We start from the raw sequence: 21,425 nt of genomic DNA, 5'->3' as shown, positions 1-21,425 counted from the left end.
CACTGGCTACTCTCCCGTAATTTCCTTGGCCAGCTTTTTCAAAGCTTCACTCTCAATCTGCCTGACGCGTTCCCGGGTGAGTCCTAAAGCCTGCCCGATTTCCTTAAGCGTCTTGGGTTCATCGCCATCCAGACCAAACCGCATCCGCAAAATATTAGCTTCGCGTTCCGGAATTTCCTTGAGCAGACGAAAGACATGTTTCAGATTGTCATTCTCAACCAATTCATCATCCGGACCTTTCAGACGGTCATCGGGGATCATTTCTCCCAGGGACCAGCCGGCATCATGCTGTTCTGATTGAGGGGAAGAGTTGTAAAGCTGAATCGCTTTCTTCACGATCTTCAGTTTTTTCGGTGGCAGATCCAGTTCACGCGCGACTTCCTCAGTCGTCGGTGTCCGGTCCAGTGTATCCTGCAACTGTGCTGTTGCACGCCGCCACTTCGTAAGCAGTTCAACCATATAGGCCGGAATACGAATGGTCTTGGCAGAATTCACCAGCGCCCGTTTGATGGACTGCTTGATCCAGTAACTGGCATACGTACTGAAGCGGGTTCCCATCTCGGGATCGAAGCCTTCCACCGCTCTCAGCAGACCCAGGTTGCCTTCTTCAATCAGGTCCTGCAGCGGCAGGCCTTTACCTGAATAAGCACGGGCGATATTCACAACCAGTCGCAGGTTGGCACGCACCATGCGATCACGGGCTTCTTTATCCCCATGTTCAATGCGATTCGACAACTCTCTCTCTTCTTCTGCAGAGAGCAGGGCGGTTTCGTTGATTTCTTTGAGATATGTTTCTAATGGATTCTGTACGGCTGAAGAGGAACGCCGTCGAGCAGTTTTCTGCATGGAAAACCTGTTATCTATTTGTTGTTGACAAATGGTAAGCCGTTCATTTCCCTGGCTTCCATTAGATTTGCAACCGTTCGCGGGAACTCGTTTCCTCTCGACACGATGATTCAATAACCGATCGCAGGGTAGAAAGACCTGCAACCCGTAAGTTTCTTATCGGCAACATTTGGCCGATTCCTGAATCCTGTCTGGAAAAGCGAGATGCGAAAATCAGAAACTGCAGAAACAGTAACGGTTATGCGGATCAGGCAGGTTGGTGCTGCTAAAATGCCGCTGTTACAGGAGTTTGGAACAAACTCAGGGCCCGGGCGTTGCATAAAAATGCGTCGATCCATTTCCTGACAGCGGCTACACTCGCTCTTAGCCGTTTACTGACGGCTGCGATGCTACTTGAGCGCGCAGCAAAAAAGCGACGGCCTGCATAGACCGTCGCTTTCGATTTTCATGCTGAAATCTGTGAAAGAGAATTACTCAGTTTTCTCTTCTGCTTCTTCTTCAATCGCTGCTTCTTCTTCGACCGCAGCATCTTCTTCGGCCGGAGTTTCTTCAACAACAGATTCTTCAGCGGGTGCTTCGCTGCTTTCGGAAGGCATGGTAAACAGAGGAGCATCACCACCGGTTCCGCCCATCAGTTCTTTACGAGGTGCAGCTGCAGTTCCTGCTTCTCCACCTTCGCCAGAAGCAGATTCTTCTTCGATGGGTTCTTCCAGTTTACGACTCAAACCAATCTTGCGATCGTCGGTATCAACACGCAGAATTTTCACATCGAGGGCTTCGCCAACTTTGACGATGTCTTCTGGATTTTCAACCTTATGATCTGCCAGCTCTGAAATGTGCAGCAGGCCTTCCAGTTCTTCTTCCAGTTCGACGAACACTCCGAAGTTGGTGATTTTGGTGACAATACCTTGAACAATCGCCCCTGGTTGATATTTCTGAGGAATATCGGTTTCCCATGGGTCGGAAGCCAGTTGCTTCAGGCCCAGAGCAATACGCTTGCGTTCTTCGTCAACAGAAATCACCAGGCACTCGATTTCGTCGCCTTTCTTCATGACTTCACTGGCGTGAGAAATCTTACGTGTCCAGGACATATCGCTGACGTGCAACAGGCCGTCGACGCCTTCTTCCAGTTCGATGAAGGCACCGTAGTTGGTCAGATTGCGAACAGTTCCTTTGACCTGGGCTCCTTCCGGGTATTTCTTGGTGACTTCGTCCCATGGATTGGACTGAGTCTGTTTCATACCCAGGGAGATTTCCTGCTTGTCTTTGTTGACACCCAGAACAACAACTTCGACTTCGTCGCCGATGTTGACCAGTTCACTGGGATGATTGATCCGCTTGGTCCAGGACATTTCACTGATGTGAACCAGACCTTCAATACCGTCTTCCAGTTTCACGAAGGCACCATAGGACATCACGTTGACAACGTGACCGATAACCTTGGTACCAACCGGGTACTTGGATTCGACCAGTTCCCAGGGGCTGGGTGATTTCTGCTTCAGGCCCAGCGCGATCTTTTCTTTATCGCGATCGACACTCAGGATCATGACTTCAATTTCATCATCAATTTTGACGATCTCTGTGGGGTGATTAATCCGTCCCCAGCTCATGTCGGTAATGTGCAACAGACCGTCGATGCCGCCCAAGTCGACGAAGGCACCGAAATCGGCGATGTTTTTGACAATCCCCTTGACGATCTGACCTTCTTCGATTTTGCTGAGCAAGTCCTGTTTGAGTTTTTCGCGTTTTTCTTCAATGAGTTTACGACGTGAAACAACGATGTTTCGGCGGGCTTCATCAATTTTCAGAATCACGCACTCAATGGTACGACCAATGTAGTTGGCGATATCTGAAGGACGACGGATATCGACCTGACTGGCTGGCAGGAAGACATTCACGCCGATATTGATCAGCAGGCCACCTTTGATTTTGCGAACCACAGTCCCGGAAACCACATCGCCTTCGGCGTGAGTCGCGATGACTTTTTCCCATTCGCGAATCCGGTCTGCTTTGCGCTTGGAGAGCATGGTCAGGCCGAATTCGTCTTCAACTTCTTCGAGCAGCACCTGAACCTTGTCGCCGGCTTTGGGAGCTTCTTCTTCCTCAGACCACTCGTCGATGTGTACCACACCTTCGCTCTTGAATCCGATGTCGACGAGAACCTCTTCTCCGTCCACACTCAGAATCACACCGTCAATAATCTGATTGACATCATAGGCACAGGAGACGGAAGCATATACGTCATCCAGTACCCAGTCGTTTTCTTCACCCTCTGCATCGGCATCAACTTCCGGCATGACCTCGGCGAACGCGGCATCCAGGTCTTCATCGGAAATACTAAACTCTCGAATTAAATTACGATCAACCATACTAAATAAAGTCCAACTACACTTAAAATTTCGAAATCATATTCCTGCAGGAAAGTCAGTCTCATTTTGATGCCAGGGGACCGGGGATCTGAAATCCTTTGGATCAGCCGTCCCAGTGTTACATTGACGTCTCTTCGTTAACGACTCTAAAACACCTGAAGGGGCGTCAGAATTTCCGTTAACTTGCCAATGACCGTGAACTGACAATCGAAAAAAAAAGCGAAGAGATCAGAGAATCTCCCGCAACCATCCAGTGAATATTAACTTCTCCAAAACCAATCGTCTCACTTGGTGGTCAATACCCAACGCATTGATCAAATCACCCAGGAGATCAGTCCAGCAAATATATCAGAACCAATTGATTTAATTCCAGCCTTATAGACGGCAGAATGTGATGAAATCGCTGATTTCTTCTATTTTTTCATCGATTCTGATTCTCTCCGACCGTTCTGATTCGCTGACACAGAATGCCACCGTTTCAGCTTCAGGAAAACCGCGGATGAGGTGTGGCGTGAATCACGGAGGGGGCCTGTTCAGTTAGTTTCGTGATTTTCTGTCGCATGGCATCAACCAAATCCGAATTATTCAAAATGGAAACCTCAAACTCGGTCTCGTAGCTTTCCCCTGGCGCAAGGCTCTTCAGCCGACCTTTTTCTCGTTCAGCAGCACGGAAATTCGGGAAATTAACCCCTGGTTCCAACCCGGACACATACCCACTCCCCACAGGCTGCGTATTCTTCCAGAGAGTGAAGCAGGGGAGGTTTGCTTTTCTGAAGTTCACCAGAAACCCTTTTCTGCCCGCTTTATTGGTCAGCAAAGCGGGTGTAAAACCATTCTCATCTGCGGCGGGATCAAAATAATAGGCTTGTTCTGCATAGCCTTCTGTAGGGCCCAGAAAAGTTTCGAATTCGTTCACACCTTCCTCGGCACGAGGGTCCCGGGGAGCCATTTCGGCAAAGGGCATTGAAAATTGTGACCCTTCTTCGAGGAAAGGGGAGCCCACGTTAATATGATATAAGAGCTCAGACTCCACACTGTCCGCTCCGGGATTCGAAACGCGGTCACGAATTCGAAATGTATTTGACCCGAGTTGCGTTTCGAGAGTCGATTCCAGCAGCAACTGGCTCCCAAACAACATCCCTTCTGAGACTTGCCCGGAAATTCTAATCCAGCCCTCATCAGCAGGATCAAGCGTTACGCTCACCTGATGGGCGGGAGTATTGGCTATCCGACCATGCAGGGTTAATTCTGATTCCAGCGGATTCCCAGCAGGATCCTTGCCGGGTGGACCATTGGAAATCAGACCACAACGGCAGATCAGTTCGTTGAAGCCACTGAGCCAGCCCAGACCTCCCCGCTCGGAAAGATTGATATATGCCGGGTTCACAGGCGTTTTAACCGGTGATTGCCATCCGAGAGGCGTTCCCTGAAAGTCTCCTTTCCAGATCCCCATGCCCCTGGTCGGTAGAATCGAAAGTGTTAGTTCTCCATTATTTACCGTGATCAGGTCAACCCCCTCGGAAAGGCCCCCATGCAGTTGCTGCTTTTGTATGAACCAGCCCGGTTCCCCGGAAAAATCAGGGTGCGTTTCGGCATTGATCAGGGTTTCTTCGATCCAGGTTTGAGAACTCACATCAGTGAACAGAACTGTTGTGGATTTCATGAGCGCGCCTTAAATATTTCGAAATCAATCGTTGGGTAAATCATCATTATCGGAATAAGAGATACGACACGGAGAATCATTCTGACAGTATGGATAATGTAAACCGGTTTGTTCTACTTCGCCAGTAATGAAAGCAAAAAGGAAACAGAAACTCCTCTTGCAGTTACTATTTACGACTTATAATACAGAATAACCTGTTTCATCAGGAAGCAGGAGCCATACTCGGGCGCGAGTATCAAACTCATGCTCCAGCGGATACAATTCGATTCAACTAAATAATTGCATCCTGTGATTTTCTGATTCAATATTGTTTTCATATTTAAAGATACCCATGGATCACTTCTCTATGACCTCAGTTCCTCAAGCGGATGAACACGGATATCCCTACACCCAAGAATGGTATAATTCACTCAAGTCATCGCTGGGCGAAGCAGGCTGCCGCCAGCTCGGTTTCTACCCCATCCCCGGTGATTTCCTGCTGTCAGTGGTGATACCCATTTTCAACGAGCAGAAAACCGTCGAAAATCTGATCAATCAGGTGAAAGCAGTACCCATACGAAAAGAACTGGTACTGGTGGATGATGGCAGTACCGATGGAACGCGGGAGATTCTGAAAAAACTGGAAGAGCAGATGCAGGCGGAAAATGATCCGCAAAACCGGGTTCGCGTGATCTTCCACGAGCAGAACCAGGGGAAAGGCGCCGCCGTCAGAACAGGTTTCCTGGAAGCGGAAGGCGACGTCATGCTGATTCAGGACGCTGACCTTGAGTATGATCCCTCTGAATATCCTCGTCTCTTACAGCCTATTATTGAAGGTAAAGCCGACGTTGTTTATGGCAGTCGCTTCCTGGGAGATCAGCCGCATCGGGTCCTATATTACTGGCACTTTCTGGGAAATAAATTTCTGACCACACTTTCCAACTGCTTTACCAATCTGAATCTGACAGATATGGAAACCTGCTATAAACTCTTCAAGAAAGAGGTCATCAAAGAGATTGCACCGGGACTGTGCCAGAATCGATTCGGCATCGAACCGGAACTCACAGCCAAGGTGGCCCGTCGCCAGTGCCGTATCTTTGAAATGTCAATCAGCTACGATGGTCGTACCTACGATCAGGGCAAGAAAATAGGCTGGCGAGATGGCGTGAAGGCACTCTGGTGTATCGTGCGTTACGGCATTAAGGATTGACACCAGGGCGGGACCTGATGCAATAAGGTCCCAATTATGAAGCACTTAATTTATAAATTGCTTACCTGATCCTTTCTAAAAACTGGCCTGCCAGCATTGCCTGTCACACAGATTTTCCCATAGAATCAGCAACATGTTACTGAAATTCAGAAAGAAACATCTGTCACCTGTAATATCGCAATCAAAATTCCGCTAAGATGGCTGATCCGACGCGAATGCCACAAGATGAGTCACGCAGTTATCAGCAAACAGAATTAGATCTCAGTAAACGAACGGAACATCCATATGGCCTCTCCTCCGGAGAACCCCCAGACAAATCCTCCCAAAGGTAAAGCCCCACAGAAGCAACCAGGCAAAGAAACACAGAATGCCCCCTCCACCGGTCCCTGGCTGATTATCCTGCTCATCCTGGTGATTGGCAGTCTGATGATGATGAAATCCTCGCCGGAAAATACTGGCTCCAAGGTGGATTACAGTTTCTTTGTGTCTGAACTCAAACGGGGAAATGTGGATTCTGTTGAATTTCATGGCGATATCCTGACTGGAAAATGGAAAACCCGCCCTGAGAATCCCGATAAAGAGAAAAAAGAAGAAAAGCTGGCCGAAGAATTTAATACCGTTCTGCCTTCTCATCCGGTTGAAGACCGGAACCTGATTCCCGAACTGGAAAAGCAGGCAGTCACTTTCAAGGCTGAAAGTACCAATGTGGGCATCGGCGCCTACATCCTGCCCTGGTTGATCGGTCCCCTGTTGATCATTGGCTTTTTCTGGTTCATGTTGAAACGATCAGCAGATCCCATGGGGTCCGGCATGCTGGGAAATTTCACCAAAAGCCCGGCAAAGCGGTTTCGACCCTCTGAAGAACAAACCACCTTCGATGATGTCGCCGCCATGGAACAGGCCAAATCGGAGTTGCAGGAAGTCGTGGAATTTTTAAAGACTCCCGCGAAGTTTCAGCGTCTGGGAGCCCAGATTCCCAAAGGTGTCCTGCTGATGGGTTCTCCGGGTACCGGAAAAACCCTGCTGGCCCGCGCCACGGCAGGGGAAGCAGGTGTTCCCTTTTACTCCATCAACGGCTCTGAATTCATTCAGATGTTTGTCGGCGTGGGGGCCAGCCGCGTCCGCGATCTGTTTCGCACCGCAAAAGAAAACGCCCCCTGTATCATCTTCGTGGACGAAATTGATGCCGTGGGACGGATTCGAGGCGCCGGCCTGGGGGGAGGCCATGATGAACGGGAACAGACTCTCAACCAGATGTTAAGCGAAATGGATGGCTTCCAGCAGAACGAAGCTGTAATCATCATCGCTGCCACCAACCGTCCCGATGTACTGGACCCGGCATTACTGCGTCCTGGTCGCTTCGACAGACATATTACCGTGGACCCCACCAAAGAGGGACGAGCCGCGATATTAAAAGTTCACTCACGTAAGATCCCGCTTTCAGATGATGTGGATTTACAGAAAATTGCTGCGGGAACCATTGGATTCTCGGGCGCCGATCTGAAGAATCTCGTGAATGAAGCTGCCTTGTCAGCCACCCGTTTCAACAAAGATCAGGTCGACAATGAAGACTTTGATAACGCCCGGGATCGTGTCCTGATGGGGCCGCCTCGCGAAGAGATCCTGAGTGTAAAAGAAAGGGAAATGACAGCCTATCACGAAGCCGGTCATGCCTTGCTGGCCTGGTTACTCCCGGAAATTGATCCGGTCCACAAAGTGACCGTGATTCCTCGTGGCAGAGCGCTGGGTGTGACTCAGCTTCTTCCCGATGAAGAGCGGTACAACATGGGAGAGAAACAGCTTCACTCCCAGTTAGCGTTCATGTTAGGCGGACGCGCTGCAGAAGGCATTGTGTTTGGTGAACATACCGCCGGTGCTGCAGATGATATTAAACGTGCCACACAGATCACACGAAAAATGGTGGGACAGTGGGGCATGAGTGATGTGATCGGACCTGTGGCATTCCGCCACTCCGATGAAAACCCGTTCCTGGGGAAAGACATGAAATCTCAAGGCGAATGCAGTGAAGAAACGGCACACGTCATTGACCAGGAAATGCAGCGATTCATGAACGCTGCTGAAGAACGGGCCGAAAAAATATTAACAGAAAACAGGGAGAAACTTGATCTGCTGGCAAAAGCACTCGTAGAACAAGAGGCCATTGACAGTAATGACATCAAGCGTTTGATTGGGGTTTCAGTTCGAGAACAGGCAAGTCTCGACAGTTTAAAACAGTCTGGTAAGGACAGCGAAAGCGACCCGCAACCAGAGTAATCATCCCATCACGGATGCCTCATCGCAGAGCGAGTTTTCTCCTGCCTCAGCAGGAAATGACAGGATATGAATCCCGAAAAGAAAAAGAAGAAAAAAAAGCCACTTAAAACCAGTTTTTCACAACTAGGACTGAATGAAGAGATCTTAAAAGACCTGAGTAACGCAGGGTATGAAACCCCCAGCCCGATTCAGTCTGAACTGATTCCTATCGCCGTGACCGGGCAGGATTGTATCGGCCAGGCGCGCACCGGAACCGGTAAAACAGCTGCTTTCTCACTCCCTGTACTGCAGCAGCTTGACCTGAGAAGACCCGGGATGCAGGCCCTGATTCTGGCACCGACCCGCGAATTAAGCGAACAGGTCGCTACTGAAATCCGAAAGCTATGCCCCTCGAAATCGTTAAGCATTGCTGTGCTGGTGGGAGGTAAACCGGTCCGCCCCCAGGAAAACCAGTTGAAAAAAGGGGCTCAAATCGCCGTCGGGACGCCAGGCCGTGTCATCGACCATATCAACCGCGGTAACCTCAAACTGGGCACGCTGGGCTTTGTCGTTCTAGATGAAGCAGACCGTATGCTTGATATCGGCTTCCGCCCGGACATCGAAAAGATTCTGCGGAAGTGCCCCGAGAATAGACAGACGCTGCTGCTGTCTGCCACATTACCACCGCCTGTAGAGCGACTGGCAAACCGCTATATGCAGAATCCGGTGATGATCGACCTCTCTGAAGACAAAGTCAGCGTCGATGCCATCGATCAGTATTACATCACCGTCGACCCCGACCGCAAAATCAAGCTGCTGTCTCGTCTGCTGTTCCAGGAACGGCCCAAACAGACAATCGTGTTCACACGAACGAAACGGGGCGCCGACAAACTGGATCGGATCTTCTCGAAAAAGCTTAAAGATGTGGCCGCCATTCACGGGGATTTGCCACAACCCAAACGTGATCGTGTGCTGCAGAAATTCCGCGATGGAAAAATCAGACTGTTGATTGCCACCGATGTCATGGGGCGTGGGATCGACGTCAGCGGAATTTCCCATATCATTAACTTTGATATTCCGGAATTCAGTGACGATTATGTGCACCGCATTGGTCGAGTCGGGCGTCTCTCTTCCGACCAGAAAGGAGCGGCCTTTACATTTGTCGCGCCTGACGAAGGGGAACAGCTGACGAATATCGAGAATCGGATCAACAACATGGTCAAGGAGTTTCGAGTCGACGATTTCGAGGCTTACAAACCCCAGAAACCCCGTAAGAAAATCGAAAAAGTCTCCCACCTGGGCAGCACCGAGCACCTCATCAATCCCGATTTTGGGGATTTTTAAATCCGATTACACATGCTGCTCCAGAAATGTTTCAATGCGGGGCAGCATGATTTCGTGTGCATCTTCAAACACGTAATGACCGGCATCGGGAATTCGCAGGGTTTCCGCTGCCGGGAAACGTCGTTCGAACTCATCAAGGAAACTTGTTGTAAAGCACCAGTCCTTTTCCCCCCAGATCAACAACATGGGATGCGATGAGAACTGTTGCAGTCCTTCTTCGACATGCTGCAGAGTCTGATAACTGGGATGCGAAGCCTTCAAAGGAATGTCTTTCACAAACTGGTGGACGGCAACCCGATGTTCCCACGTGTCGTAAGGCCCAAGAAAGCCGGCTTTGACTTCTGCCGACATTCGTTCTGGTTTCTCCACCGCCATTTTCACTGCAGCCCCGGAAAACAGGTTCAGGCCTCGCACTCCCCATGCGCCCAGGAACGGTATGCGGCAGACGGCAATCCGCAGGGGAATTTCCTGTGAACGAAAGGCGGCTGTATTCATGAGCACAAACCGCTCGAAACGTGCGGGCAAATCAACGGCTGCCCCCATACCGATCGCACCGCCCCAGTCATGCGCAAATAACGTGATATCCTGCAGGTCCAGTTCCTGAATCAGCTGTTTCAGATTCTCGATGTGTGTTGCCAGCTGGTAGGCATAGTTCTGAGGTTTGTCTGATAATCCACACCCCATATGGTCAACGGCGATGACCCGATATTTCTGAGAGAGCTGTTTGACCAGTCGTCGCCACGCAAAACTCCAGGTTGGATTGCCGTGCACCATCAACAGAACCGGCCCTGCACCTTCGTCCAGATAGTGATATCGATGTCCGTCGATTTTCAACCAATGCGAATCAAACGGGTATTCGTTTTTAATCTGATCACGAAAATTCATGCGGAGTTCTTTAAACGTGGATTAAGACAGCCTGAACAGAAGCTGTGCGTTTAATTGCAGCTGGTCGGTAAAAACACTGATCTGCATACCTTATCGCGATTTCCCGTATCTGGCGAGGGAATGATCCAACGCTTTTAAAAACCGTTCCAGATCAGCACGTTGATGGGCACTGGTAACAGAGATCCGCAGTCGGGAGGTCCCCTGCGGGACAGTAGGAGGCCGGATTGCTCCGACGAGAAAGCCGGCTGCCTGTAAATCTGCTGCTATCGCCATGGTTCGTTCAGGCTCTTCCAGAATCACAGGAATGATCGGGCCGGAAGACGTGTCATTGGCCAATAGTGATCGGTTTGCAAGTTCCTGACGCAGAAATTCAGCTTGTGCATGCAACTGTTGTCTCCGCTCGGGTTCTGCTTCAATGATCTGGAGTGATTCACAGGCCGCCGCACAGATAGCCGGGGGCAGGGCAGTGGAATAGATTTGAGTCCGTACCCGATTCCAGAGCCAGTCGACCAGGGAAACAGATCCTGCTACAAAGCCTCCCATGGCCCCCACTCCCTTACTGAGTGTCCCAATGCGAATGGTGACGCGAGCTTCGACATTCAACTGTTCAGCCAGTCCACGTCCTGTCGTCCCCCAGACGCCTGTTGCATGTGCTTCATCTATCACCAGACAGGCATGATATTGATCCGCCAGTTCACAGAGTTCGACCAGAGGAGCCCAGGTTCCATCCATACTGAAGATTGAATCCGTCACGATGATGGTTCTTCCGGTCCCCGTCTGTTTCTCAAGCTCCCGCTTCAGTTTCTCAAGTTGATCATGTCGGTAAACGCGAAATTTTGCCCCCGCGAGTCGGCAGCCATCCACCAGGCTGGCATGGTTCAACCGGTCACAATAGATGGTATCCCCCTCTCCCGCGATGGCAGACATCACTCCCAGGTTCGCGGCATAACCACTGGGGAACAGGATCGCCGCTTCGGTTCTCTCAAATTCTGCCAGTCTTTGTTCGAGTCGCGCATGCCAGACGGTGCGACCACTCACCAGGGCACTGGCACGCGCGCCGACTCCCATTTCCTCAAGTGACGCAGCAGCAGCAGAGATCAGACGCGGATCATGGGCCAGATTCAGATAGTCATTACTGGAAAGGTTGACCAGTTCCTGACCTTCCAGCACACATCGTCCTTCCGGTAGAGGCTGGAAGGTTCGTCGAACACGAAACAGACCTTCGTTCCGGAGCTTCTGCAGGTCGTCTTCAATCCATCCCAGGAATTCAGAAGAGGACGTCATTACGGGCACCTGACTTGAGAGGAATGCCGAGTCCAGTTACTTCAGCGCGATGACGTGATTGCTCAATCGCTCAAAGCCACCTTCAGTAATCAGATAGTTATGTTCGATCCGCATACCGCCGATCCCTTCCACGTAAACCCCGGGCTCCAGCGTCACCACATCTCCCGCCAGGAGCGTATCAATGCTTTCAGGAACCAGAATCGGTGCTTCAGGATGACCGAGCCCCAGACCGTGTCCGGCATGATGCTGGAAGTTCTCTTTATAGCCGGCATCCCAGAGCGGCGCTGCTGTCGCTGCATGCACGTCGGCACATTTTGTACCCGCTTTGAGTGTCGATTCACCTCCCTGCATGGCAGCCTGGCAGAGTTTGAACAGCATCTGCTGATCAGCCGATGGCTCACCGACACTGATGGTATTTGTAAAGTCACTGCGATAACCGTGAATCACTACGGAATAATCCAGGACGAACAGGTCACCGTTCTCCATAACATGCCCGGTTGGCAGGCCCCCCGCTTTGGGAACAGCAGGGGTAGAAGCACGGAAGTCACCGTAAATGATCACAGGCAGACCAGCGGCCTGCAGGACAGCCGCCTGGACTTTGCGGAAGATGTCGAATTCACTTTTACCTGCTTCGACGATTTCCCGCGCACACGCATGGCCGGCATCACAGGCCTGCATACATTGTTTCAGTAATGCGATTTCATCGGCATGCTTCTGACGACGCAACTGTCGCAACACGCTGCCCAGTTCCAGAGTGGTATCGGTTTGAGTGGTGTCCAGTTCCTGCAACGCGCCTACCGGCAGCCATTCCGCTTCGATGGCACCGGGGCGACCTTTCAGCTGAGGCACGACCGACTTTAAGGCTTTAAAGAGCGCATGATCGCGGTTTTCGACTGAGTGTTTGTGATCATACCAGGTTTCAATCGCCTCGTGATCTACATAATATTCGGCAGCGGAAGAACGGATCGTAAAATTATCCCCCACCAGGGTGACACCTTTCTCACGGTCCAGCAGCAACAGCGCCCGTTCGCCTCGTGAAAAGCTGCAGGGCTGCACCAGAAAGTTCGAAAGGTACAGAACGTGGCGGGGATCCGCAATCAGAATCCATTCCAGGTGATCGGGAACACTTTCCCACAATCGTTTCTGTCGTGCCAGACAACCTTCTTGAGTCAGCATGCGTTCTACGTCCTTTCAGACGGGGGTCTATCAGTTGGTAATCAGGAGTGTCGCTTATTCAAAACCCTGGGAGACAAGCCAGCGTTCCGCATCCAGAGCAGCCATACATCCACTGCCTGCTGCCGTAATAGCCTGTTTATAATTATCGTCGGCGACATCTCCAGCAGCGAACACTCCTTCGACATTGGTATTGGTACGGAAAGGAATTTTCCATTCAATGAAGCCTTTGTCGTTCGTGTCAATCTGTCCTTTGAGGAAGTTGGTATTGGGCGTATGACCAATGGCGGCGAAATAGCCGGCGGCTTCCAGATCTTCGGTCTGACTCTCATCGACCGTGCTGCGAATCCGGACTCCGGTGACTCCTTTTTCATCATCGCCCAGAACTTCCTCCACGACAGAATTCCATTTCACTTCAATTTTTTCATTAGCCAGTGCCCGTTCCGCCATAATTTTACTGGCACGGAATTCATCGCGACGGTGGATGATATAAACCCTGGATGCAAACTTGGTAAGGTAATTGGCTTCTTCCATGGCGCTGTCACCACCACCAACGACAACCAGGGGGTGATTCCGAAAGCGAGGCATGGCTCCATCACAGACAGCACACGCAGATACGCCCATGTTTTTATAACGGTTTTCCGATTCGAGTCCCAGATAGTTCGCCCGGGCACCGGTGGCAATGATGATCGAGAGTGCTTCGACGGTCTCACCATTGGCCCGAGTGATTTTGAAAGGATGTGCAGATAAATCGACATCCACAACATCGTCTGTCACGACTTTGGTACCGAAATTAACCGACTGCTGACGCATCAGTTCCATCAATTCGGGACCACTGACACCATGTCCCAGATGAGGTGCCATATACTGTCGTTTTGATTTATCGATTGAGTCATCGAGGTAGGATTCCAGATTTCCAGCTGGAAAACCAGGATAATTCTCCACTTCCGTAGTGAGAGCCAGTTGCCCCAGAGGAAGCGTCCCCTGCAGTCGATTTTCCTCGGAAATTGCTCCTTCGAAGCAGAGGGGTTCCAAATTGGCTCGAGATGTGTAAATGCAAGCTGCCCAACCAGCGGGTCCTGATCCGATCACGACGACTTTTTCTGGCACGTTAGGTGACCTCCTGATATGCATTCTCCCTTCCAGAGAGCTGCAGAGAGATCTACTGTCAGAGAAGTTGCGTGTGGATTGTAAATCTGAAACACAACCAGCTTACGAACCTGGCGTGTGTCACAATCCTAATGAAGTACGGTCAGGAATTCCAGATGCCGGGAGGAAGGGTTTTTAAGCCGGGCCAGAAAATGAACAATTCAAAGGCTTACGAAAAATGAAATGAAGGCATAAAAAAAAGGTGCTTCGAATCATTGAATGACTGAAGCACCTTTTCTGTGCTGAATGGAGCAAGTGCGGGCCAACGCTTGCCACCATCGCTGCCATAGGTAATATGCATAAGCCGTACCATTCAGAAAAATATCTACAAAAATAGCCGTAAGTCATTTAAATATAGTGAATTAAATTTTTCAGTGATATTTGGAGCGAAATTCACTAGCCAGCTGAGTGGTGAATTTCGCAACAGATGTTGCAAAATCAAACAGCGCAAAATGCAACATTGGCTTACCCGGCCCCGATTTCGAAGAAAACGCGACTCCGAGTATTGCGAATGCGGTCTGAGTTTTCATATTGTGAACCCTCCAACTAATGATGATGTCTACAATTACTTCAGTTGTGATTACCCTTCACCTGAGTGTGATTTTAATTGCTGAGCGTTTTAAAGGAGAGTTCCGTGTCAGATGCGTCCCCCGCACGGCCCCAGAAGTTTACTGTCCCCCGGTTTCTCGCTGCGAAAGAGAAAAACCAGAAAATCACCATGCTGACAGCCTATGATTACCTGTCTGCAAAAATTCTGGATGAAGCCGGCCTGGACTGCCTGCTGGTAGGCGACACTTTAGGAATGGTCGTGCAGGGCAAGAGTACCACATTACCTGTGACAGTTGATGAAATGATCTATCACGGGGAAATGGTGTGTCGCGCCGTTCAGCGGGCTCTGATCATTGTTGACATGCCCTTTATGTCCTTTCATGTTTCCCCCGCGCAGGCGCTCGAGAATGCCGGACGCATCCTGAAAGAGACGGGGGCTGACGCCGTCAAACTGGAAGGGGGCGTCAATCAGGCAAAAACGATTGAAGCAATCGCGTCGGCTGATATCCCCGTGATGGCACATCTGGGTCTCAAACCACAGTCAGTGCGTGCCATTGGCAGTATGGGAAAAATTCAACGTGATGAAGATCAGTTGATAGCAGATGCACTCGCCGCAGAACGCGCCGGTGCCTTTGGAATTCTCCTGGAAATGATTACGGCTCCCATCGCCCGCAAGATTACAGAAACAGTGACTGTCCCCACAATCGGGATCGGATCAGGCTCTGGCTGCGATGGGCAGGTACTCGTCACTCCGGATATGCTGGGAATGAACGCGGATTTCCATCCCCGGTTCCTGAAGAAATACGCCGATTTCGCAGCAGATATGAAAACCGCCGTACAGGCCTACGCCAGTGAAGTCCGGGAGGGAACGTTCCCGGATGCTTCCCACAGCCACTCTTGAGTGGAAACCCGGTTTCTCACTGACGATTCTGATTTATTGGTTCGTTTCCGAAGACAGGGTACGCACCCGCTTTCCGAGACAGTTGTCAACACCCAGCACCAGCATCACCCATAATGCGGAGAAAGCTTCTCCCATGTTGATTTTCGAACTCCCAAACCGTCGTTCTTCAAATGTGAAGGGGACTTCCTTAAACGTGCATCCGACTCTGCGGCAGCGATACAGGATCTCTTCCTGAAAGGCATAACCCCTGGCACGCAACAGCGCAAAATCGATCTCCGCCAGTTTGGGGACTCGATAACAGCGAAAGCTGCCGCTGCAGTCGCGGGATTTGAGCCTCAATAACAACCGCGCGTACCAGTTGATGGCACCACTCATGAAATAGCGTTTGGGTCCCCAGCCTTCAATCTTGCCTCCCGGGACATAGCGGGAACCAATGGCAACATCCGCTTCGTTCGTTGCTTCCACCAGATCCGGCATGAACCGCGGGGGATGGCTGAAGTCGGCATCCAGATTCAGTACCAGATCGTAATGATTTTCAATCGCATATTGAAAACCGGCAATCGTGGCAGTTCCCAGCCCCAGTTTCCCCGTACGATGAATCGAATGGATGCGAGAATCGGTCTTCCTCAGTTCTTTGGCATAATCCCCTGTGCCATCAGGCGAGTTATCATCAATCACCAGTATCGCTGCGTGCGGTAAATACTTATGAATCTCGGGAATCAACAGTTCCAGGTTTTCTCGTTCGTTATAGGTACACAATGTCACTAACAGTCGGGGATGTGCAGTATCGGTCATCGAAATATCAGGCCCAGTCGATCAGGGAGGTTCAGATCATTTTGGTGGAATCAACAACGGTGCTTGTTGTTGACTTTTAGCAGGCTCTGGCAGAGGAATCAACGGCTCACCCGGTGTATCTGCATCCTGGGGAAGGGGAGGCAACGCTGAATTGTTGCCTGCAGGCTTCCTGGGGGTCTTCTGAGGAGGAGCAGGCAGAGGTTTTGACAGGGGTCGTGAGCGAGCTGGCCCCAGAGGCTGGGTCGATTGAGCAGGCGGCTGTTTCGATTCAAACGCTGGTGGTCGCGTTTTTGCAGGATCAACCACGTAGCCAGGTTGATTTCCGCTTTTCTGTTTCACGGTCTGCTGATCAGCGGGAACGGGTTGCGGTTTCAGGAATGCCAGAAAATGATCCCCCCTGCCTGCCAGACGGGCGGCGGTTTCCATTACATCATGTGCTTCTTCGGTCTGACCGTCAAAATGCAGAACAACTCCAAATACAAACAGGCGTTCCGGGTCACGAATGTCTTCTTTGACCCATTCCGCAACCTGATGCAGCATCGAATCTTTGGCGATGAGATGATCTGGACCGAACAGTTCGTTCAGGTTTTCCCCCGTCGAAGGCCAGGAAGGATCCAGTTCGAGCCCCTGTTTGAATTCAAATGCAGCACGATCGTATTGCCCCAGGGCAACCAGAGAAAAGCCTTTTCTGAAACGTGGAGTCGCCAGATCTTTCGTTAAGGAAGCAGCCAGTTTGTAACGCTCATAAGCCCGGCGGTAATCCAGTTTTTTAAAGTATTCATCCCCTTTGACCTGATTTCGCAGGCTCAACTCCCGGGCCTGACGGGTGGAAGGAATGATGTATTTCTGAATCTTGCGAGATGGCTCTGGCAGATAGCCGGGGTCATTCCAGCGTTCCAGATCATTCTGGAGCGCATTGTTGAGTGGGATATTGCTGGCAGCAGGAAAATCATTGACTTGTGGTGAATTCGGGAGCGTGGGCAGAGTTCCGGGAACATTGCTATAAGGATAAACGGCCGGTGGAGAATATCCCTGTCCCGGCAAAATCGGATAGAAACCGTTTAAGGAATATCCATTGGAAAAGAGAACCGGATTTCCCGCGATAAAGGCATCCGTACTGTAATAACCGAACCGGTTATACATATAGGGTCCCCAAGGATTCCCATAGTAGGAATTTCCGGGAAACGAAAAGTTGAAACTCGAACTCCCCGAGTATCCACTGACCGACCAGCCCGGATCAGGCCAGGTCCGTCCATAATAGCGCGGGTAGGAGTTTCTCTGATAGGAACTTCCCCCACGATGGTGCTGGTGCTGATAGTGCTGATGCTGTTGTTGGTGTTGCTGCTGATGGGAGTGCGACTGGCGTACGGGTGCGGAAAGATACTTTTGGGCAGAAACCTGCTCAGGAGATCCCACGAATAGAAAAACTGTGCTCACGATGAGAAGTGATCGCATTGGTACGCTCCTGTCTGGCCCAGTTCCTGATGAATAAGTTAATTATGCAGGCGCTGAAGAGGAATTGCAAGAACTGTTCAATCGCTATCATGCAAAGCAGTTCACACCAGTCACCATATCAACGTAACGGATTCCAGTCTGTCAGCACGACTGGCCAATCAGGCACATTTCCAGTTTTTCGTACAATTGCTCTGGCGGGCGCAGTCCAGTCAGCAGGAATGTTGAAAAGAATTCCTGTGATCGTTTGAAACAGGATTGATCGGCATAAATTAAACGGCTTCCAGTCAGCCTGGAGAAGATTTGTGGCCGCAAAATGCGTTCAACCAGAGAAGGCGGTGGCATAAACCTGCCAACAAAAACAGCTCCCGGGAACGGGTCGCTCCGCACATTAGGAACAGCCGCGAAGTTCACTTCTATCTCACCTGGAGACACACAGCCTACCCAGACTGACACGTTTTCAACCCCTTCAGCAGGCTGATCCAGAGGCAAATCTCTCCCAGCTTAACCAACCGTTACGATGCTTATAATCGTGAGTAAAATTGACGTAACCTTTTTATCTGATAATGACTTGAGACATTCAAGCGACGATTACAGCACGCCGATAGATTGTACCAGTCGCAATGAGAATTCATATCTGAATGAACAAAGGAAACAGTTCGGATGTGATTTCAGGCGATGCTCCCAAGGCATCGACCGCAATCAAACTTATTAAGAAGATTTTTGTAAGGACACTGTCCGTAGAGGCATTGTTCTTAGACTCAAGCCAGCGCGAGTTGATGATTTCAACTTGGACAAAAGCAGTCCTTAAAGGAACAAAACTAGATTCGCGCCGTAACCAAAGTGATGTGACACAAGAGGCACATCAATCTGTCTATGATGGTCAGAAAACGACCCAAGAAGGAGACGCTGTTCTATGAAATGGATTAGTCTGTTAAGTGCATTTGTTGTGGCATTGGGGATGAATGCCGTTGCACAAGCAGATCTTTTTGACCTTTCGCTTAATTGCGGGGCTGCAAAGAGCTGTGAATGTGCCTCGACCTGTCAACCAGAATGCTGTAAACCCACTATTACGAAACCATGTGAGCCTAACGTTTATACTTACCAACGTCAGTGTTCATCAATCAAACCACCTTGCTGCAACGAAGCTGCTCCTGCATGCTGCAAGCCTGCCCGCAGACTGCGTGGCTGGTTCAAGAAACGCTGCTGCAACACAGATTCAGGCTGTGCACAGGATAACTGCTGTGCTCCAGCTCCGAAGAATGACTGCTGCACTCCTGCTCCTAAAGCATGTGCCGCACCAGCCCCTAAAGCCTGCTGTGCACCTGCTCCACAAGCATGTGCCGCACCGGCTCCCAAGGCCTGCTGTGCTCCTGCTCCTCAAGCATGCTGTGCACCAGCCCCTAAGACCTGTGCTGCTCCTGCTGCAGACACCTGCTGCAACGAACAACCCTGCTGCAACGCAGATCCTTGCGAAATCGCTGAACTGATCTACCAGTCACAGACTGCCTGCTACGCTAAACACCGTCGCAAAGCAATCCACAAACTGGGTGACAAGTTCAACTGCGAATGTAACCCTGAGATCATGTGTGCTTTCATCTACGCTCTGAACGACGCTGACGAACGCGTTCGTGCTAAAGCTGCTGATGAAATCGGCGACCAGCTTCGCAAGCACTGCTGTGGATGCTCACCTGAGCTGACAGCTGCTCTGACTTGTGCTCTGGGCGATTGCGACAAGAAAGTTGTTCGTGAAGCAACTCAGGCTCTGGAACTGTGTGGATACGAAGTTGTTGAAGGTTGCTGTGACACACCTTGCTGTCACACAAATGGATGTGCTCCTGCTGGATGCTCACCATCTGCAGCTCCTGCTGCTCCTGCTCCTGCTTCTGATCCTAAAGCTTACTTCCCCAGCCGTCTGCAGAACCAGAAGCAGACTCGTCGTCTGAGTGGAAACAGCCTGTCAAACCTGTTCGGTCTGATTGACTAGTTCAATTAAGACTTCAGCTTGACTGAATCGAAGTATCGAAACGGCTCTCCTTAACGGGAGAGCCGTTTTTTTTTGATTTCAGCCGAACCGGAAATTCCAGGATTGCCCGGGACTCTTCTGGATAGTACAATCCAATTTAATGAAATCTGTTGTCTTAAAGAATTGAAATCACTAGACTTAAAAATAAAGTTTCGTAAACGCTGATTTGATCTGATAAAATGGATGCTTCCAGATTGAATCACTGAGTGATGTCATTTTAAATTTGGATTTTATTGACGCGACTCCCTCCTCCAATGTGACTGCCTGAAACCAGTTGCTGCCTGCCATCGAAAGCTCCACTAAGTACTGCAGTCCGAAATTGAACAAATTAAACCGTTACCCTTTAAGGCATAAGTTGTTTGGATCAGAATGCAATCAGTTCACAGCGGACTGCTGATCGATCACTGCCGCTTTTCAGATTTAAAGGTACTCACCATGCGACGTCGAAAATTTCTCAAACACTGCACGAGTATTCTGGGTTCCCTGTACGCCACTATCCTCGCAGTACCTGCTTTGGGCTTTTTGTTTTCGACTCTTAAAAGAGGCAACCAGACAGATAGGACATACCGTCTGACGCGCCTGAATGACCTCGAGCCTGGCGTTCCCCAGCGATTTACGATCATCGACCAGCGCGTGGATGCCTGGACCAAATATCCTCCCGGCCCCATCGGTTCAGTCTGGCTCAGTAAATCTAAAGACGGAGCAGTCACCGCGTTTTCTTCCACTTGTCCCCACCTGGGCTGCGTGATCGATTACGTCGCCGGTGACGAAGAATACTTCTGCCCCTGTCATGCGGCAACCTTTCAGCCAGATGGTGCAATGGTCAGTGGTCCGCAGCCACGGGGTATGGATGAGTTAAAAACCACAATCGAAACTATCCGGGGAGATCAGTGGGTCAAAGTGGAATATCAGAAGTTCGAAACCGGCATCGCTGAAAAATATCCCATCGGTTAAGGGAACCAGAGTTTGACTCTCTTGCTGACTGACTAAATAGACTCATCAATTTGATTTCCCATAGGGAGATAATTCAGTGCTGCCTCAAAAAGCCCAACAGTGGATCGACGAACGAACCGGATACAAAAATTTCCTGCATGCGATCTTTCTGTTAAATTTTCCGACTCAACGACGTTCGCGCTGGCAGTTTCTCTGGGGTGGTGCACTCGTATTGATGATGCTGGTGGAAATGGTAACCGGCGCCTTATTGATGACTGTATACAGTCCTTCCGAAGCCTCTGCCTGGGGGAGCGTGCAATATATTGAAACTCAGGTCGACCTGGGCTGGTTTGTTCGCGGGTTACATCACTACACCGCACATATGATGATTGTAGCGATCATTGTGCATATCTTTCTGGTCATTATCTCGGCCGGTTATCGCAAACCCAAAGAGTTTATCTACTGGACCAGCCTGCTGATTGGTGGCGTGATCATCGGTCTCACAATCACCGGCAATCCGCTGCCCTGGGACCAGAAAGGCTACTGGTCCTATCAGATCGAAACCGGCATTGCGGGAACCATGCCCGTCATCGGTTCCACATTACGGTCCCTCG

18 protein-coding genes are annotated in these 21,425 nt (G+C 50.4%); 8 read left to right on the top strand and 10 right to left on the bottom strand.

Features of this window, described 5'->3' with window-relative positions; translation table 11 throughout:
* Positions 1-6 precede the first annotated feature (6 nt).
* From AACZ40_RS00715 to AACZ40_RS00705, 3 genes are all read right to left on the bottom strand, one after another.
* A complete protein-coding gene (locus AACZ40_RS00715; protein WP_002648331.1) occupies positions 7-846 on the bottom strand; it encodes an RNA polymerase sigma factor RpoD/SigA in 840 nt (279 codons plus the stop codon).
* 470 nt (positions 847-1,316) lie between these two features.
* The gene (locus tag AACZ40_RS00710; protein ID WP_291179071.1) at positions 1,317-3,215 is read right to left on the bottom strand and encodes a 30S ribosomal protein S1; all 1,899 of its coding nucleotides are present in this window, start codon (positions 3,213-3,215) and stop codon (positions 1,317-1,319) included.
* A gap of 484 nt (positions 3,216-3,699) precedes the next feature.
* Positions 3,700-4,878 (bottom strand): aldose 1-epimerase family protein, encoded by a 1,179-nt coding sequence (locus AACZ40_RS00705; RefSeq protein ID WP_291179068.1) that lies wholly within the window; start codon positions 4,876-4,878, stop codon positions 3,700-3,702.
* A gap of 346 nt (positions 4,879-5,224) precedes the next feature.
* Between AACZ40_RS00705 and AACZ40_RS00700 the strand changes: the two genes are divergently transcribed.
* The 3 genes from AACZ40_RS00700 (at position 5,225) to AACZ40_RS00690 (ending at position 9,664) form a co-directional block, all read left to right on the top strand.
* The gene (locus AACZ40_RS00700; protein ID WP_291179065.1) at positions 5,225-6,067 is read left to right on the top strand and encodes a glycosyltransferase family 2 protein; all 843 of its coding nucleotides are present in this window, start codon (positions 5,225-5,227) and stop codon (positions 6,065-6,067) included.
* Positions 6,068-6,352: 285 nt separating this feature from the next.
* A complete protein-coding gene (gene ftsH, locus AACZ40_RS00695) occupies positions 6,353-8,341 on the top strand; it encodes an ATP-dependent zinc metalloprotease FtsH (RefSeq protein ID WP_339672727.1) in 1,989 nt (662 codons plus the stop codon).
* Positions 8,342-8,407: 66 nt separating this feature from the next.
* Positions 8,408-9,664, top strand: a complete 1,257-nt coding sequence (locus AACZ40_RS00690; protein WP_291179059.1) for a DEAD/DEAH box helicase — start codon at positions 8,408-8,410, stop codon at positions 9,662-9,664.
* Between the two features lie 6 nt (positions 9,665-9,670).
* On the opposite strand, the gene AACZ40_RS00685 is transcribed toward AACZ40_RS00690, so the two are convergent.
* The 4 genes from AACZ40_RS00685 to AACZ40_RS00670 all read right to left on the bottom strand — a co-directional run bounded on the left by AACZ40_RS00685 (position 9,671) and on the right by AACZ40_RS00670 (position 14,116).
* Entirely contained in the window at positions 9,671-10,549 is an 879-nt protein-coding gene (locus AACZ40_RS00685; RefSeq protein WP_291179056.1) for an alpha/beta fold hydrolase, read from the bottom strand.
* Between the two features lie 90 nt (positions 10,550-10,639).
* Positions 10,640-11,833, bottom strand: a complete 1,194-nt coding sequence (gene bioF / locus AACZ40_RS00680; protein WP_291179053.1) for an 8-amino-7-oxononanoate synthase — start codon at positions 11,831-11,833, stop codon at positions 10,640-10,642.
* A gap of 36 nt (positions 11,834-11,869) precedes the next feature.
* The gene (locus AACZ40_RS00675) at positions 11,870-13,009 is read right to left on the bottom strand and encodes a Xaa-Pro peptidase family protein (protein WP_339672720.1); all 1,140 of its coding nucleotides are present in this window, start codon (positions 13,007-13,009) and stop codon (positions 11,870-11,872) included.
* 54 nt (positions 13,010-13,063) lie between these two features.
* Positions 13,064-14,116: an FAD-dependent oxidoreductase gene (locus tag AACZ40_RS00670; RefSeq protein WP_291179048.1), complete on the bottom strand. Its 1,053-nt coding sequence runs from the start codon at positions 14,114-14,116 to the stop codon at positions 13,064-13,066.
* Between the two features lie 673 nt (positions 14,117-14,789).
* Between AACZ40_RS00670 and panB the strand changes: the two genes are divergently transcribed.
* Positions 14,790-15,605, top strand: coding sequence for a 3-methyl-2-oxobutanoate hydroxymethyltransferase (gene panB, locus AACZ40_RS00665; RefSeq protein ID WP_291179046.1), 816 nt, complete (start codon positions 14,790-14,792; stop codon positions 15,603-15,605).
* A 33-nt stretch (positions 15,606-15,638) separates the two neighbouring features.
* On the opposite strand, the gene AACZ40_RS00660 is transcribed toward panB, so the two are convergent.
* Together AACZ40_RS00660 and AACZ40_RS00655 are read right to left on the bottom strand one after the other, a co-directional pair.
* Positions 15,639-16,400: a polyprenol monophosphomannose synthase gene (locus AACZ40_RS00660; protein WP_291179043.1), complete on the bottom strand. Its 762-nt coding sequence runs from the start codon at positions 16,398-16,400 to the stop codon at positions 15,639-15,641.
* Between the two features lie 36 nt (positions 16,401-16,436).
* A complete protein-coding gene (locus tag AACZ40_RS00655) occupies positions 16,437-17,855 on the bottom strand; it encodes a hypothetical protein (RefSeq protein ID WP_291179040.1) in 1,419 nt (472 codons plus the stop codon).
* Between the two features lie 638 nt (positions 17,856-18,493).
* Here AACZ40_RS00655 and AACZ40_RS00650 point away from each other — a divergent pair.
* On the top strand, positions 18,494-18,772 hold the full coding sequence (locus AACZ40_RS00650; protein WP_291179037.1) for a hypothetical protein: 279 nt from the start codon (positions 18,494-18,496) through the stop codon (positions 18,770-18,772).
* Between the two features lie 190 nt (positions 18,773-18,962).
* Here the strand turns inward: AACZ40_RS00650 and AACZ40_RS00645 are convergent, their stop codons facing one another.
* A complete protein-coding gene (locus tag AACZ40_RS00645) occupies positions 18,963-19,211 on the bottom strand; it encodes a hypothetical protein (RefSeq protein WP_291179310.1) in 249 nt (82 codons plus the stop codon).
* 118 nt (positions 19,212-19,329) lie between these two features.
* On the opposite strand from AACZ40_RS00645, the gene AACZ40_RS00640 reads away from it, so the two are divergent.
* The 3 genes from AACZ40_RS00640 to AACZ40_RS00630 form a co-directional block, all read left to right on the top strand.
* Positions 19,330-19,839, top strand: a complete 510-nt coding sequence (locus AACZ40_RS00640; RefSeq protein ID WP_232097397.1) for a HEAT repeat domain-containing protein — start codon at positions 19,330-19,332, stop codon at positions 19,837-19,839.
* A gap of 474 nt (positions 19,840-20,313) precedes the next feature.
* On the top strand, positions 20,314-20,832 hold the full coding sequence (locus AACZ40_RS00635) for a Rieske (2Fe-2S) protein (RefSeq protein WP_291179033.1): 519 nt from the start codon (positions 20,314-20,316) through the stop codon (positions 20,830-20,832).
* A gap of 76 nt (positions 20,833-20,908) precedes the next feature.
* A partial coding sequence (locus AACZ40_RS00630) for a cytochrome b N-terminal domain-containing protein (protein ID WP_339672709.1) occupies positions 20,909-21,425 on the top strand: 517 nt, incomplete at its 3' end.

Source organism: uncultured Gimesia sp. (assembly GCF_963972345.1).
Classification (GTDB): Bacteria; Planctomycetota; Planctomycetia; order Planctomycetales; family Planctomycetaceae; genus Gimesia.
The sequence above is the reverse complement of the archived record's forward strand: the minus strand, read 5'-3'. Positions and strand labels throughout refer to the sequence as shown.